The organism is Chryseobacterium sp. 22532 (assembly GCF_052044665.1).
GTDB classification, from domain to species: domain Bacteria; phylum Bacteroidota; class Bacteroidia; order Flavobacteriales; family Weeksellaceae; genus Chryseobacterium; species Chryseobacterium lathyri.
Genome location: NZ_JBQENJ010000004.1, coordinates 493,491 through 508,074 on the forward strand (window position 1 = coordinate 493,491; position 14,584 = coordinate 508,074).

Below are 14,584 nucleotides of genomic sequence, written 5' to 3' on the forward strand. Positions count from 1 at the left end.
AAAATTGAAGGCTGATACGGCTTATATTTCATGAATCTCAGAATCTGTAAAAACATAGAATTTTCCGCCTTTAGGAATATTTTTAGTATCCAGACCGGTAAATTCACTGAACGCAGGAAGCAACAGCTGATCTTTTGTCTGCACGAAACACGGCAGCCTGATGTTTTTTACCGCTGAATTCAGGACAACACCGGGATGAATATGCCCTGTGATCTGGAATTCAGAAAGGGTTTTATCAAAATCATGCACGAAAGTAAAGCCATCAATGGTAAGAGATTCGGATTTAAAATTCAAGCATAATTTTTTTTCCAATTCCAATGACAAGCGATCATGATTGCCTTTAATAAGACAGAACTGAAGATCCGGATACTGATTTCTCCAGCTGCAGAACTCATCTACATCAGAATTATCCCCTGCATGAAGCAGATCTCCAACCACAATAAATTTTTCCGGCTGAAAATATTCAATAAGAACAGAGAGCCTTTCCAAATCACTTTTCATGATATGATTGGCCAGAGCAATTCCGTTTTTCCGGAAATGAGCGGTTTTTCCAATATGAAGATCGGATAAAATTAAGGCTTTCTCTTTTTTCCAAAAGGCTGCACGCTGGTTGGTTAAAGTGAAAACTTCGCTGTTAAGAGTGATATTTTTAGTGGCAATATTCAATTTTTGTATAGTTTTTATTTTAACTACCCCGTCTTTTTGCTTTGCAAAAATCCACCCCTTCAGAGAAGGGGAATGGGGATCGAGAAAGGTTGGACGGAATACTTCCAGTCTGAAAGCGGGAACTGAAATTCTCAACCTCTTTTCCTTGCCTGTTCCACCATCCTTTTGATTCTCGAATCCAGGCTTTCACTTGAAAGGGTCTGTCTGAGGCTGTCTACTTTAATAGGGAAGCTCAGGGGTGTAAAGGTATGGGAATATTTTAAAATGATTTTTGATTTTTCTATTCTTTTAAATGCTTCCACCAGACGCGGTTCCTGAAGCTGCATATTGAAAACTTCGGTATAGGCCTGTCTGACAAGGAAATGATTGGGATCATAATCTTCCAGCACTTTAAAAATCAGGCCTGCAGAGCTTTGAAGGGATTTGTTGGAGCGCTGCTTTCCTGCATAGTTCTGGATGACCATTCCTGAAATTACTGCAATATCCCGGAATTTTCTTCTTGCCATTTCTGCAGAATTGATACTGGCTATCACATCATTCATCAGATTTTCCCTGGTCAATATTTTATCCAGATTGTCTTCATTTAAAGGAATTTCCTTATCACTGAACAGTTCAAAACCATAATCATTCATAGCCATGGAAAAGGAAATAGGAGCCAGCTTTGAGACACGATAGGCAATCAGCGCAGCCATTACTTCATGTACGAGGCGTCCTTCAAACGGATACATGAAAAGATGATAGCCTTCACGGTTTTTGATCAGCTCTACGAGAAATTCATCATCTTTAGGAATATGGGAGTTTTTTTCCTGGCTGGCTAATAACGGATGTAAAAATTTAAGCTCTTTTTCTGAAGCTTTCGGGTTTAAAGCATGGGAAAGTTTTTCTCTTAAAAAATGCCCTAAATTCGAACTTAACGGAAGCCTTCCGCCCAGATAGCTTGGAGCCATTGCTTTTCCTTTTGCAGCCCGCACATATACGGTCATATCCTTGATCATGGCTACTTCAAGCGTTCGTCCGGCCAGAATGAATTTTTCTTCTTTTTTTAATTTTGAAATAAAATATTCTTCCACCATTCCGATATAGCCTCCGGAGATAAATTTTACCTTCAGCATGGCATCACTCACGATAACACCCATGTTCATACGGTGAAGCATGGCGATTTTCCTGGAGGTTACTTTATAAAGACCGTCTTCCATGATGACGATCTTATGGAACTCTTCATAGCTTTTTAAAACACTTCCGCCAATGGTAAGGAAATCAAGAATGCTTTTCCATTCTTCATCGGTCATTTCCTGAAAAGCGAATACTTTTTTAATCCTTTCGAATGTTTCTTCAGGGTAAAATCCGTCTCCCACAGCTAAGGTCATCAGAAACTGTACAAGCACATCAAAGCACAAAACCTGGGGTTCCCGGGGTTCTATCACTTTCTGTTTTACTGCTTCCTTGAGTGCTGCTACCTCGATTAGCTCAAGAGAATGAGTGGGGACGCAGTAGATTTTAGAGGTTTCAAAAGGGGAGTGCCCGCTTCGTCCTGCGCGCTGAAGAAATCTGGCAACTCCTTTTGCCGAACCGATCTGAATAACGGTGTCTACAGGCTTAAAATCGATTCCGAGATCCAACGAGGAAGTCGATACTACGGCTTTAAGTTTTCCGGCACTTAAATTTTCTTCGATCCAGATCCGGAGATGGGCATCGATAGAACTGTGATGGATGGCAATCTGGCCTGCAAAATCAGGATAAGCATCCAGCAAAAGCTGATACCACATTTCACTCTGGCTCCGTGTATTGGTAAAAACAATGGTAGATTTTGAATCCAGAATAATGGGAACAATTTTATCGGCTAATTTAGCACCCAAATGTCCTGCCCATGGAAGAATGTCAAGCTCATCAGGAATAACCGGAAGAATATCTATTTTTTTATGTTCTCTGGCCGTTATTTTTGTTTTTTTAATATCGTAAGGAATTAAGACATCCATTGCTTCTTCCAGGTTTCCAATGGTTGCTGTGATTCCCCATATTTTTATTTTCGGGACGTATTTTCTCAATTGTGAAATAGCCAGCTCAACCATAACCCCACGTTTTGAGCCCAGCAATTCATGCCATTCATCGACTGCAACACATTTCAGATTCTGAAAGAAACGGTCATGATTTTTCTGTCCTAAGAGCAGGTGCAGACTTTCGGGAGTAACGACCAAAATTTCCGGCATATTACGAACCTGCTGCTGTCTGACTTTCGGGTCTGTGTCCCCGTTTCGTACGCCAACGGTCCAGTCGAGACCAATTTCATCCATGGCTTCCTGCATCGCTTTGGCAATATCTTTGGACAGGGAGCGCAGGGGAGTGATCCAGATCATTTTCAGTCCTTTCTTATAGTTTTCAGGATGATTCATGAAATCTGAAATCAAAGCCAGGAAAACAGAAAATGTTTTTCCAAATCCGGTTGGTGCAACGACCATTCCACTGTATCCGTTCCCGAATTTCTGCCATGTATCTACCTGGAATTTAAAAGGGGAAATACCTTTATCAGCCATCCATTGCTGAATGACCCTGAACCCGTCTGTATTTTCAAATGCTTTCAATTATTGGATCAGTTTTTTTATTTCTTCCAGTTCATCTATTTCCTCCACGGTTTTATCTTTCCGCCACCTTACAATTCTTGGAAACCTTAAGGCAACACCGCTTTTATGCCTGCTGCTGAATCCTATACCTTCAAAGGCGATTTCAAAGACCAGCTCAGCTTTTACTGTACGGACAGGCCCGAATTTTTCTATGGCATTCTTATTAACAAACTTACTGACTTCCATGATTTCTTTATCGGTAAGTCCGGAGTAGGCTTTTGCAATGGTGACAAGAGCATCGCCGTTTTTTACTGCAAATGTATAGTCTGTGTAATAGGCACTCCGTCTTCCGCTGCCTTTTTGGGCGTAAATTAAAACAGCATCAATCGTCAGCGGACTTACTTTCCACTTCCACCAGTCACCTTTCTTCCTGCCGGCATGATAAGGGGAGTTTCTTTGTTTCAGCATTAAACCTTCGCTGTTGATGTCTCTTGATGCTTCCCTTATTGTATTGAGATCGTCCCATTTTTCAAAGTTAATGACCTGGGAAAGCTTAATATTTTGAGGGGTTTCGTTCAGCAGTAATTCTTCGAGCATTGCCCGTCTGGCTGCCATTGATTTTTCACGGAGGTCGGTTCCCTCAAGCTCCAGTAAGTCATAAACAAAAACTTCAATAGGAATATCTGCCAGCATTTTTTTGGTTAAAGTTTTCCTGTTTAATCTTTTTTGTAATTCATTAAAATTTAAAACATTAGAATCCTTCACCGCAAGTATTTCTCCATCTAAAACAAAATTACCTTTCATGGCCTGTACGGTATCTTTTATTTCCGGAAACTGGTCTGTGACGAGCTCTTCACCCCTTGACCATATAAAGACTTCATCATTTCTCCTGATAATCTGTCCACGGATTCCGTCCCATTTGTATTCTGTCTGCCAGTCTTCAGGATCTCCCAGTTCTTCAAGCTCTTTTTCCAGCGGATAAGCCAGGCAGAAAGGATAGGGTTTTGAATTATCAGGATTAACATTTTCTGCCGAAATCAGTTCCTGAAATGTAACTTCACCGGGTACCCATTTACCCATCAGGCTGTGCATAAGAGTGCTGGATTCCTGGGAAGAAAATCTGGTCAGCGCATTGATGAGTGTTTTATCCGAAACACCGATCCTGAAACTTCCGCCCAGTAATTTATTAAAAATTAAGCGTTCTGTATAATCCAGCCCGTTCCATGATTTTAATACAAATTCTTTTTTTTCAGCGTCTGATTTATCTTTTAAATGAACAATATCCAGCATCCATTGGGATAAGGTACGGTCGATTTTTTCGGCTGGTGGGGGAAGGATGAGAGAAAGTGTTTCTCCCAGGTCTCCCACTGAAGAATAGCTTTCCTGAAACAGCCAGAACGGCAGCTGTGTGATCTCCAGGGCCCATTCTTTCATATAATTGGTATTGACATTTCTCTTAGGCCTTTTTCCTGTAAAGAGAGCAATAAACCATACTTTATCTTCATCCGGAGCCCGTTCCAGATAATCGATGATGGCGTCTATTTTCGCATTGGTCTTATTGGTAGTTTCCAAGGCGTTGATCAAATCTGCAAAATGTTTCATGGCCCGGGGTTTTCAATGATTTCTTTTTCAGATTCTTCTTCATCTTCTCCAAACTGGGTTTGTACAACATCTGACTTGATATTAATTTCATTTAAATATTTCGAAAAAACTTCGGTCTGTCCGTGAGTGACATGTACAATTTCAGCTTCCGTAGCTTTCACGGCCTGCAAAAGCCCTTTCCAGTCAGCATGATCGCTCATGGCAAATCCTGCATCGGCACTTCGCCATCTTCTGGCACCACGGACCTGCATCCAGCCGGAACAGATTGCTGTGGCTGCATCCGGTATTTTTTTAATAATATTGCTGTCAAGCAATGCTGGGGGAACAATAACAATTTCATGCTGAACTTCTTTAGCATTCTCTCTGAAATCAGCGACTGTGTAATCCGGAAGATTAATTCCGACAGATTCAAAGGCTTCATTGAGTTTTCCAATGGAATAGTGAACATAAATTTTTCCCAAACCCTCCACCGCTTTCATAATACGCTGTGCTTTTCCTAAAGAATACCCTATAAATACTGATGTTTTTGCATTTTCCTGGTTTTTGAGGACCCAGGTCTGAAGTTTTTTATTGAGATCAGGGACCTCCAGCCAGTTGTAAATGGGCAATCCAAAAGTACTTTCAGTTACAAATTCATTGCATTTCACCAGCTCAAACGGGGTACTCAAACCGTCTTCCTGTACTTTATAATCGCCGGAAATAACGGTAACATATCCTTTATATTCCAATCTGATCTGGGCTGAGCCAATGATATGTCCAGCAGGATGCAGCGAAACTTTTACTCCATTCAGGGTTATGGTTTCACCGTATTCAACGCCCTGGCACTCGATATCAGGGCCGATTCTCTGGTAAAGAATTGGTTTTGTATAATGATGGCAAAGGTATTTCTTCATTCCCCAGCGGGCATGGTCGGCATGTCCGTGTGTGATGACCGCCAGGTCTACAGGTCTCCAGGGATCAATATAAAATTTACCCTGAGGACAGTAAATGCCTTTTTTTGTAAATGTTATTAGCTTCAATGGAAAATATTTTGATTTTCTATAAAACGTTCTGTATTTATAGAAGTTTGGTTATGTTTTAGCCTTCAAAAATCTAACCAATCCTGCATTTTGTATGAAAATATTAAAGAGTTTGAAATTAAAACTTTAAAATCAATTTTATTTTGTATTTTTATCTACCTACTAATAGATAGATAAATGAACACGAAAGATAAGATTATTGAAATAGGAAATAAACTGCTCACTGAAAGAGGCTATAATGCCTTTAGCTATGCTGATATAGCAAAAAGCATTAATATAAAAACATCTTCTATACACTACCATTTCCCATCCAAAGCAGAGCTTTGCCTGGCCATTATTGAGCTGCACCGGCAACGGATCCTGAGTCTGAAAGATTCCCAGAATACATTCTCAGCAACGGAAAAACTGCAAAAACTTTTTAATTATTACCTTTTTCTAATTGATAAGCAGCAGATCTGCCTGACCGGTACTTTAGCCTCTGATTATAATTCACTGGATGAAAAAATCACAGAGAAACTAAAAGACTTCAACGAGACCATTCTTTCCCATACAACAGCAATTCTGGAATCAGGAATTGAAAAAAAAGAATTCCGTATGATTAAGAACTGCCGGTTAAAGGCTTTGGAACTTTTATCTCTGTTAGTTGGGCTGGCACAGGTAGGAAGATTATATGCGAAAGAAGATATTCAACTTTTAATGGATGAAATTATTAATAATCTAAAACTTTAAAAATGAGTTTTTACCAAAATGTAAGCAAATACGGAGCAAAGATTATCGGACTGCCGAAGCTCTTTAAATGGGCCTTCAATGTATCTCCTATGTACCGCAGAAGCACTGCCAGAATACAGTCTGTATCCGAAGATTTATCAAAGATCTGCATAAAACTTCCTATCAGTTATAAGAACAAAAATTATATGGGAACCATTTTTGGAGGCAGCATGTTTTCTTCAGTAGATCCCATCCCAATGGTACAGCTGATATATCTTACCAACCATCAATACGTTATTTGGGATAAATCTGCAGAAATCTATTTCAAGCGCCCTGCCAATAATGACCTTTATGCGGAGTTTATTTACACAAAAGAGGAATTGGATGAAATAAAAGAACGGATAAAAAATGAAAATGAAATTGTCATTGTAAAAACAACACAACTTACAGATAAAAATAAAGAAACCCTTTACTGTGAAATAAAGAAAACAATCTACATTGCTGATAAAAATTTTTATAAACAGAAACGGGAATTAAAAAAGCAGAAACCTGAATAACATATCCGCCTTCAAATACCATTCATAAATTACACAAACATTAAGGCAAAAGTGTTCTGTATTCCTTACGGTCATTGACAAAAGTTAATGATCATCTCTCCACAAGCTTAAACTCTCTTGTTCCCCATGCATTTTTAAGTGATTTAAATACTGTTCAGTTTGAAATGATCAGTATAAATCTGTTTTTTATATAGAGCTTTCCAGCAATAAAACATTGAACTTTTCAGCAATAAATATCTTACTGAAATCTATGAACTTTGTCCTGTAACAAAAAAGAAAACAAAATGAGCAAAACAATTTTAATTACAGGCGCAGCAAGCGGTTTCGGAAAAATAGCCGCATTTGATCTGGCTAAAAAAGGCCACAAGGTTATTGCAACAGCACAGGTGTATCCACAGATGAGTGATTTAATCAGGGAAGCAGCCGAACAGGGAATCGAACTTACGGTTGATAAACTGGATGTAACGAATTCACAGGACATCAATTATATCCTTAAAAAATATGATATTGATATTCTGATCAGCAATGCCGGTATTATGGAAGGAGGCCCTATTGCCGAGCAGCCACTGGAGCTTATCCGTTCTATGTTCGATGTGAATGTTTTTGGCGGATTGCAACTAGCACAAGGCTTTGTTAAAAAATTCATTGAACAAAAGAAGCCAGGCAAGATTGTATTCACAACTTCAATGGGAGGATTATGGACGGTTCCATATGTAGCAGCTTATTGTGCTTCAAAGCATGCTATGGAAGCTATTGCTGAGGGATTAAAAACCGAACTGGCTCCGTTCAATATCAAGATCGCAACCTGTAACCCGGGCGTTTTTGGAACAGGGTTTAATGACAGGGGAGTAGACTCTATTTTCCGATGGTATAATCCTGAAGTGAACTTTACTCCTGAATCTGCTTTTGACGGGGCGGCCGATTCTCTTGCCCACCAGCTGGATCCGCAGTCTATGGCAGAGGTGATTGTGAATGTAGCGCTGGATGACAATTCTAATTTCAGGAATGTACACCCTAAAGAAACGGAAGATTTTGTAAAACAATTACAGGCCGATGCATGGACTGCAAAAAGTTAAACAATGAGTATAACGTATAACCAGGCTGCAAAAGCGCTTCAGGCAGCCACAGAAAAAGCAAAATCCAACAATATTCCTGTAAGTATTGCCGTTGTGGATGCAGGAGGACATCTTGTGACCATGGCAAGACTGGACAGTGTTTACGGTGTTATAGATTTTGCAGTTAAGAAAGCGAAAACTGCAGTAATGTTCGGTGTCGACAGTGATGTAATGGGAACAATCATTGCGGGAGCAGACATTCATGGATACGGCATGCTGAATTCCAATGACGGGCTTCTTACCATTGCTGGCGGAGTAGTCATCAAAGATGCTGAGGGAAAAATCATAGGTGCAATAGCGTCTTCCGGGGGAACTCCTGAACAGGATAAAGAGATTGCAGAGGCAGGTGCTGCTGTTATGGCTTAAATTTCAGATATTTGTAGTATGGAGAAAACTTCGGAAATCATATTCGATAAACTGGTATATTCCTGTGCTTTTGAAATGTACAGGGGGCACGAGGAATTTATTCCCGATCATTTTCTGGGCTATCAGCTGTCCGGTGAAACCCATGCTTTTCATGACAAAGGCAAAACTGTTATAAAGGAGAATACAGTAGTGCTCGTCAGAAAAAATCAACTGATCCGAACGGTAAAACATCCTTCAAAGAATAAAAAGTACCAGTTTCTGTCCATAACTCTCGACCAGGAAACGCTCCGTCAGTATGCAGCAGAATATAAAATGATCCCATCCGAAAGATTTCCAGATAATGAAAGGCTTTTTTTTGAGTCTGATGAATTTTTCAGCGGATATTTTACTTCACTGCTTCCGTATATTGACAAAACAAAAACAGCCACTTCCAGACTGGCGGTTTTAAAGGTTAAAGAGGCAATTGAGCTGATTCTGCAGGCCAATCCTGATTTTAAAAACCTGCTTTTTGATTTTTCAGAACCGCATAAGATCGATCTTAAGGAGTTTATGAATAAGAATTTCAAATTCAATGTGCCGGTGGAAACATTTGCAAGGCTTACAGGCCGCAGTCTTTCGGGGTTTAAGCGTGATTTCAATAAAGCTTTCAACATGACGCCTAAACAATGGCTTAAAGAAAAAAGACTGGAAGAAGCGTATTACCAGATCCGGCATAGGAATAAAAAGCCATCTGATATTTATCTCGAACTGGGATTTGAAAATCTGTCCCATTTCTATTATTCTTTTAAACAAAAGTTTGGTTTAACGACCAGCAAGGTTTAATAAAAACACATATCTATAAAAAAGGAGCAGCTTACCGTTGCTCCTTTTATTTGTTAACATGCTTAAAATTATAACCTATAATTGCAAGTGTCCGGAAAAGCAAAGTTTTAATATATTTGGGGTGGCTATCTTAGATGATAAATCCGGATTATAACTTATGGAATAAAATTCGTTTAACCCTGAAATTCATTTTATAGGTTGTTTACGAATATTAAATTTAGAAATGAAAAATTCAAACCTGGCAATTTCAGCAACACTTCTAGCGATTATCTGTGTACAGGGAGGTGCTTCCATTGCTAAACAGCTCTTTCCTCTGATAGGCCCTATTGGGACTGTTAGTTTGAGGATCGGGCTTTCTGCTGTGTTGCTCATTTTGATTAACCGTCCGAAATTTTTGCAGTTCACCGCACAAAAATGGAAGTACTGTGCAATGTATGGGATTGGTCTGGCAGCGATGAATCTCGTTTTCTACATGGCTATTCAAAGGATCCCGTTGGGGCTGGCGGTTACGGTAGAATTTGCAGGGCCTTTATTTTTGGCCATTGCTTTATCCCGGAAATTGCTGGACGTAGTATGGGCATTGCTGGCCTGTATTGGGATATTACTCATTGTTCCGTGGCAGAGCGATCATGTTGATCTGGTTGGAATTGGATTGGCTTTTCTTGCAGGAATGTTTTGGGCGGTATACATCGTCATGGGTGGAAAAGTGGCTAAAATTATGGATGGAAAAGATGCGGTTACCACCGGAATGGTATTCGCAAGTCTGGTTATCATCCCTTTTACCATATGGGACGGAGCTGTATTCAATCTTACGCCTTCTATTTTTGTAAAAGGTTTAGGAGTGGCTATTTTGTCTAGTGCGTTGCCATTTTCACTGGAAATAATGGCATTGAAAAGACTTCCCGCAAAGACCTTCAGTATTCTGATGAGCCTGGAACCTGCATTTGCAGCTCTTTCGGGTTGGGTATTTCTGGTAGAAGAACTGAGTTTTTTACAATGGATTTCAATCAGTTGCGTCATTGTAGCCAGTATAGGAACAACTGTTTTCAGTAAAGCGACGGCTCAGAATGAAATTGTTCAAAGCAAAGAATAAGCTTCTGCATAAAAAAGGTGTATCATTGTATCATTTTTCAGGCTGATTCTTCAAATAATTAATAATTCCGATCACATCATCCTTACCGAAACCATCATCATGGGCAGACTGGTAGGTTTTGCTCAGAACCTCAGATAGAGGAAAATCAGCACCGGCATTCTGAGCTAATAAAATATCTTTCAGCATGAGATCGAGAGCAAAAGCAGGCTCATATTGGTTTTTGATCAGCATAGGTGTTTTTACTTTGGTAGCGCCACTTCCGCTGGCACTTTCGTTGATGATTTCCAGCATGGCCGTTCGGTCAATTCCCAATTGATCTGCAAACAGAACGGTTTCCGCCAATCCCTGGTAAATAGCAGACAGGAAATAATTGATGGAAAGTTTTCCTGCAATTCCTTTTCCGTTTTCACCTAAATGCTTAACTGCTTTTCCAAGTTTTTCAAGATATGGCATGGCCCGTGAAAGATCTTTTTCTTCACCACCTGCCATAATGATCAGCGTTCCTTCTGCTGCAGGAACAGTACTTCCGGCTACCGGCGCATCGATGAAAGCTGCTTCTTTTATTTTAACAGCTCCGCTGAGCTCTGCCGTGGCCTGTGGAGAGATCGTGCTCATGTCTATAAAAAGTTTTCCAGTAATGTCCGATTTCAGGATATCTTCGTAAACTGCTTTGGCAGCATGGTCATCGGTAAGCATTGTAAATACGATGGTGCTGTTCTCCACCAGATCTGAAATCTGAGTGTAAACGGTTGATTTTTCTTTAAAATCTTTAGTTTTTTCAGATGATCTGTTGTAAACTGAAAGCGGGAATCCTGCTTTTTCAATATTTTTTGCCATAGGATGGCCCATATTTCCTAGCCCTATGAATCCTATTTTCTCTTTCTCCATGCTTGATTTTTTTACGGCGATTAAACAATGGCATTTAAAGCCAAAATATAAAATTATTTACACTGGAAAAATGAATTTCATCATGTAAACCTGCTCTATTTGCATCAAAAAACCGACCAAAGCAAGGCTGTATTTTTACAATATTTTTTGTTGATTAACTTTTAAAACCCGGAAAACTTACGGAAATTTGCAGCAAATAAAAATCAATGAAGATTATAGACGTCGAAAAATGGAACAGGAAAGAGCATTTTGAATTTTTCTCAAAAATGGACAGCCCATACTTTGGATTTACCACAGAAGTAGACTGTACAAAAGCTTATGCCTATGCAAAGGAAAACGGCCATTCTTTTTTCGCGACCTATCTTCACAGGTCAATGGTAGCCGTAAATGCCGTAGATGAGCTGAAATTACGGATTGTAGACAATCAGGTGGTTTTATATGATGCCATTCATGCAGGAACTACAATAGGAAGGGCAGACGGGACTTTTGGTTTTGCATTTATCCCTTTTTCAAACGACTTTAATACGTTCAATGGTATTATGCAGGAGGAAATAGAGGATGTACAGCGTACATCAGGGATCAGGATGAATAATGGTGAACTTGGTAAGGATCTCATCAGGCATTCAACCATTCCATGGAATTCTTTCAGCGCCCTGCTTCATCCTACCAGTTATAACAATTCTGAATCCGTTCCGAAAATTACATTCGGTAAATTCAGCATCCGTGACGGAAGAAAGTTTCTTCCGGTTTCTGTGGAAGCTCACCACGGGCTGGCGGATGGAATTCATATCGCGAGATATCTGGAAGAGTTTCAGAAGCAGCTTGATGAGTTTTAAATCCTGTAAAATTCTATTTATTAAAGTAAGAATCAGTACATAATTTTTCTATTCTCTATTTTCAAAATCTTATCTTTTTCCATACTTTTTATGGCTCTTATTACTGTTTCTACGCGCAGACCGGTAAGGGAGGCAAGTTGTTGTCTCGTCAGAGGAATTTGGAAAGAATAGGGTGTTTTGTCCTCATCATAGCTTTTGAAATAATCCATTAGCTGTTTCAGCTTCAGCATAGGATTCTGGAAAGAAAGATTATAAAGCATCATATATTTGTAATACATTCTTTCTGCCATACATTGATAGACATTCAGGGAAACTTCCTGGTTTTCCTTTATTAAATTCAAAAAATTCGATTTTGGAAGTTTGAAAATTTGGGAATCCTTTATAGCGATTGCATTCATTGGATAAGGACGGTCTATAAACAGAAGAGACTCTCCAAAACTGTATCCGTCGTAAAATATATTCTGAATAAATTCTTTTCCGTTCTCCGTATAATTATTGAGCTTAACCTGCCCTTGCTTAATCTGGTAATAAAACATAGGAAATTCTCCTTCGCGGAAAATGATATCACTCGATTTATATGCTTTAGTTTCTGCTCCAAATGAAATTAATAAATCTTCTACAATCATGGTATAATAAGCTAATTAAAATTTTAAACAAATGTTTAACCATTCATGTCTTTCATTATGCAATAAACAGAAAAGCTGAAAATTTCAATAATGTAAAGAACGGCAATTTTAATGAGTTTCTTCAATATGTCCTACCACATACATACCACAATATTTTGATGGCCTCATATTAAAATCTTTTAATATTCACCGGTAATAGAGAATACAATCCTTAAGAACATTGATTAAGATCATAAAAAACAAAATTTACATCTGCTACATTTGTTGAAATATAAAAGTATAGTTTAACCTAAATTTTGAGCTGGAAATATAATAAATACACTAATTATAAGCGGGGCGTGGTATGTATGTGGTATTTTAATTCTGTAGAATTTTAATCATTTTCTCTTTCTTTGTTGCTTTTAAAATAGTTAAAGAATGAGCGTCAGATAGAGGTTTGCAAGAAAAAATACCGATCCGGAAAGTGTATTTAGAATTATAAATTATAGACTGTAATCTTAAACTTCCATAACACCATAAACAACTGTTACAATAACAGGAAAAGAAGAATAGGTACTGGTGCTGTACATACTAAAGCACCGGAAATAAGTAGAGATGAGAAAATATTATGAAAAACGAAAAACCGCAATCTAATTTAGAAGATTTGAATCAAAAGATTTTTATGCAGGACGAAATTATCACTTTAGCTAAAGAAAATTCACCACGTCTGTTGAATAAATTCAGGTTAGTTTACCCTGATTTTTTTGACAAAATAGCTAAAATACACCCCAATCTCAAAAACTCTGAATTGATTTTTTGCATTTATCTAAAACTTAACTTCACTACTAAGGAAATTGCAACTTATACTTTTGTGACTCCAAAAGCCATTCAGAACAGAAAAAACCGGATCCGGAAAAAACTTAATATTCCTTCCGAAATGGATATTTACAAGTGGTTTAATGATCTTTAAAAACAATTTTTTGCATTAGATTATATTTGGATTACTGCTTTGGCCAGATCGTGGTAAAGCAGTATTTTCCATTGCTCATCAGCAGCTTCTTTCTGCCATTTCAGTCTTAATTCCATTGCTTTTCTACCATCAGAATCACTTTTATAAGCAAGATGGTATTTAAGGTAAGACTCCTGGGGAAGATCATCCGCTCCGTAAAAAACAGTTTCACCGTTCTCTCTGATCCAGAATACCTGCATAAAAGGGGTATGGCCACCCACCACTTCAAAAGAAATCCCGCTAGCGATCTCTCCCTGATCTTCACTCATCCATACAATATTGGGAAGGCTGATCAGTTTTTCCAATGTATCAAAATCAAAAGAAGGATTCCCTTTATTTTCCATTGCAAAAGCCAGTTCTCTTTTTTGAATATAAATTTCTGCGTTGGGAAATGCCGGCTGAAAATCATTGCCGTTCCGTATGATACTCCCATCAATATGGTCTTTATGAAGGTGTGAAAGAAGAAGTTTTGTGATCTGTTCCGGTTTTATATACTCTTTTTCCAATAGCTCGGAAATGACAGTTTTTCCTTCAGCGTTTTTCCAACCTATGCCAGCATCAAGAAGGATATAATCATTGGCTGTAATAATAAGAAACGGCTGCACAGACATTTTAATTCCTTTCACTGTATCAAAATTTTCATCTGTCAATAGTGTAAAGTCCTTTGTTTTGCTGGCCGAGAAGTTGCCTTCTTTGAGCGGAATAATTTTCATTCTGCAAATTTCCCAAATATTTCTAAA

At 38.6% G+C, this 14,584-nt stretch carries 15 protein-coding genes; 8 read left to right on the forward strand and 7 right to left on the reverse strand.

Translation table 11 applies throughout. The annotated features are described in order from the left end of the window. Nucleotides 1-21: 21 nt before the first annotated feature. From pdeM to ACTJIV_RS13640, 4 genes are read right to left on the reverse strand one after another with little or no spacing between them, the layout of a single operon-like run. Nucleotides 22-801 carry a ligase-associated DNA damage response endonuclease PdeM gene (gene pdeM, locus ACTJIV_RS13625; protein WP_440628093.1) on the reverse strand — a complete coding sequence of 260 codons (780 nt, stop codon included), beginning with the start codon at nt 799-801 and terminating at the stop codon, nt 22-24. Then, on the reverse strand, nt 798-3,245 hold the full coding sequence (locus tag ACTJIV_RS13630) for a ligase-associated DNA damage response DEXH box helicase (protein ID WP_440628095.1): 2,448 nt from the start codon (nt 3,243-3,245) through the stop codon (nt 798-800). The genes pdeM and ACTJIV_RS13630 overlap by 4 nt, the downstream gene beginning before the upstream one ends. Continuing rightward, nucleotides 3,246-4,826 carry an ATP-dependent DNA ligase gene (locus tag ACTJIV_RS13635; protein ID WP_440628097.1) on the reverse strand — a complete coding sequence of 527 codons (1,581 nt, stop codon included), beginning with the start codon at nt 4,824-4,826 and terminating at the stop codon, nt 3,246-3,248. Then, on the reverse strand, nt 4,823-5,845 hold the full coding sequence (locus ACTJIV_RS13640) for a ligase-associated DNA damage response exonuclease (protein WP_440628098.1): 1,023 nt from the start codon (nt 5,843-5,845) through the stop codon (nt 4,823-4,825). The genes ACTJIV_RS13635 and ACTJIV_RS13640 overlap by 4 nt, the downstream gene beginning before the upstream one ends. Nucleotides 5,846-6,022: 177 nt before the next feature. Here ACTJIV_RS13640 and ACTJIV_RS13645 point away from each other — a divergent pair, with 177 nt between their 5' ends. The 6 genes from ACTJIV_RS13645 (at nt 6,023) to ACTJIV_RS13670 (ending at nt 10,506) form a co-directional block, all read left to right on the forward strand. Next, on the forward strand, nt 6,023-6,574 hold the full coding sequence (locus ACTJIV_RS13645) for a TetR/AcrR family transcriptional regulator (protein ID WP_440628100.1): 552 nt from the start codon (nt 6,023-6,025) through the stop codon (nt 6,572-6,574). Nucleotides 6,575-6,576: 2 nt separating this feature from the next. Beyond that, the gene (locus ACTJIV_RS13650; protein ID WP_440628102.1) at nt 6,577-7,110 is read left to right on the forward strand and encodes a DUF4442 domain-containing protein; all 534 of its coding nucleotides are present in this window, start codon (nt 6,577-6,579) and stop codon (nt 7,108-7,110) included. A 284-nt stretch (nt 7,111-7,394) separates the two neighbouring features. Beyond that, entirely contained in the window at nt 7,395-8,186 is a 792-nt protein-coding gene (locus tag ACTJIV_RS13655) for an SDR family oxidoreductase (protein ID WP_436806470.1), read from the forward strand. Nucleotides 8,187-8,189: 3 nt separating this feature from the next. Then, complete coding sequence (locus ACTJIV_RS13660; protein WP_223559492.1) at nt 8,190-8,591, forward strand: GlcG/HbpS family heme-binding protein; 402 nt, start codon at nt 8,190-8,192, stop codon at nt 8,589-8,591. 18 nt (nt 8,592-8,609) lie between these two features. Then, nucleotides 8,610-9,413, forward strand: a complete 804-nt coding sequence (locus tag ACTJIV_RS13665; RefSeq protein WP_111953402.1) for a helix-turn-helix domain-containing protein — start codon at nt 8,610-8,612, stop codon at nt 9,411-9,413. Between the two features lie 223 nt (nt 9,414-9,636). After that, the gene (locus ACTJIV_RS13670; RefSeq protein ID WP_111953404.1) at nt 9,637-10,506 is read left to right on the forward strand and encodes an EamA family transporter; all 870 of its coding nucleotides are present in this window, start codon (nt 9,637-9,639) and stop codon (nt 10,504-10,506) included. A 30-nt stretch (nt 10,507-10,536) separates the two neighbouring features. On the opposite strand, the gene ACTJIV_RS13675 is transcribed toward ACTJIV_RS13670, so the two are convergent. Next, the gene (locus ACTJIV_RS13675) at nt 10,537-11,394 is read right to left on the reverse strand and encodes an NAD(P)-dependent oxidoreductase (protein ID WP_440628105.1); all 858 of its coding nucleotides are present in this window, start codon (nt 11,392-11,394) and stop codon (nt 10,537-10,539) included. 206 nt (nt 11,395-11,600) lie between these two features. Between ACTJIV_RS13675 and ACTJIV_RS13680 the strand changes: the two genes are divergently transcribed. After that, a complete protein-coding gene (locus ACTJIV_RS13680) occupies nt 11,601-12,230 on the forward strand; it encodes a CatA-like O-acetyltransferase (RefSeq protein WP_440628107.1) in 630 nt (209 codons plus the stop codon). Nucleotides 12,231-12,262: 32 nt separating this feature from the next. Here the strand turns inward: ACTJIV_RS13680 and ACTJIV_RS13685 are convergent, their stop codons facing one another. Further along, nucleotides 12,263-12,856, reverse strand: a complete 594-nt coding sequence (locus ACTJIV_RS13685; RefSeq protein ID WP_111953410.1) for a Crp/Fnr family transcriptional regulator — start codon at nt 12,854-12,856, stop codon at nt 12,263-12,265. Between the two features lie 607 nt (nt 12,857-13,463). Between ACTJIV_RS13685 and ACTJIV_RS13690 the strand changes: the two genes are divergently transcribed. Then, a complete protein-coding gene (locus ACTJIV_RS13690; protein ID WP_111953414.1) occupies nt 13,464-13,805 on the forward strand; it encodes a helix-turn-helix transcriptional regulator in 342 nt (113 codons plus the stop codon). A gap of 20 nt (nt 13,806-13,825) precedes the next feature. On the opposite strand, the gene ACTJIV_RS13695 is transcribed toward ACTJIV_RS13690, so the two are convergent. Further along, on the reverse strand, nt 13,826-14,557 hold the full coding sequence (locus tag ACTJIV_RS13695; RefSeq protein ID WP_440628109.1) for an MBL fold metallo-hydrolase: 732 nt from the start codon (nt 14,555-14,557) through the stop codon (nt 13,826-13,828). Nucleotides 14,558-14,584: the final 27 nt, after the last annotated feature.

Coding starts and splice junctions, on each gene's coding strand:
- ACTJIV_RS13635 (WP_440628097.1), bottom strand. CDS start 4,826: ATGAAACATTTTGCAGATTTGATCAACGCCTTGGAAACTACCAATAAG.
- ACTJIV_RS13645 (WP_440628100.1), top strand. CDS start 6,023: ATGAACACGAAAGATAAGATTATTGAAATAGGAAATAAACTGCTCACT.
- ACTJIV_RS13650 (WP_440628102.1), top strand. CDS start 6,577: ATGAGTTTTTACCAAAATGTAAGCAAATACGGAGCAAAGATTATCGGA.
- ACTJIV_RS13655 (WP_436806470.1), top strand. CDS start 7,395: ATGAGCAAAACAATTTTAATTACAGGCGCAGCAAGCGGTTTCGGAAAA.
- ACTJIV_RS13660 (WP_223559492.1), top strand. CDS start 8,190: ATGAGTATAACGTATAACCAGGCTGCAAAAGCGCTTCAGGCAGCCACA.
- ACTJIV_RS13665 (WP_111953402.1), top strand. CDS start 8,610: ATGGAGAAAACTTCGGAAATCATATTCGATAAACTGGTATATTCCTGT.
- ACTJIV_RS13670 (WP_111953404.1), top strand. CDS start 9,637: ATGAAAAATTCAAACCTGGCAATTTCAGCAACACTTCTAGCGATTATC.
- ACTJIV_RS13675 (WP_440628105.1), bottom strand. CDS start 11,394: ATGGAGAAAGAGAAAATAGGATTCATAGGGCTAGGAAATATGGGCCAT.
- ACTJIV_RS13680 (WP_440628107.1), top strand. CDS start 11,601: ATGAAGATTATAGACGTCGAAAAATGGAACAGGAAAGAGCATTTTGAA.
- ACTJIV_RS13685 (WP_111953410.1), bottom strand. CDS start 12,856: ATGATTGTAGAAGATTTATTAATTTCATTTGGAGCAGAAACTAAAGCA.
- ACTJIV_RS13690 (WP_111953414.1), top strand. CDS start 13,464: ATGAAAAACGAAAAACCGCAATCTAATTTAGAAGATTTGAATCAAAAG.
- ACTJIV_RS13695 (WP_440628109.1), bottom strand. CDS start 14,557: ATGAAAATTATTCCGCTCAAAGAAGGCAACTTCTCGGCCAGCAAAACA.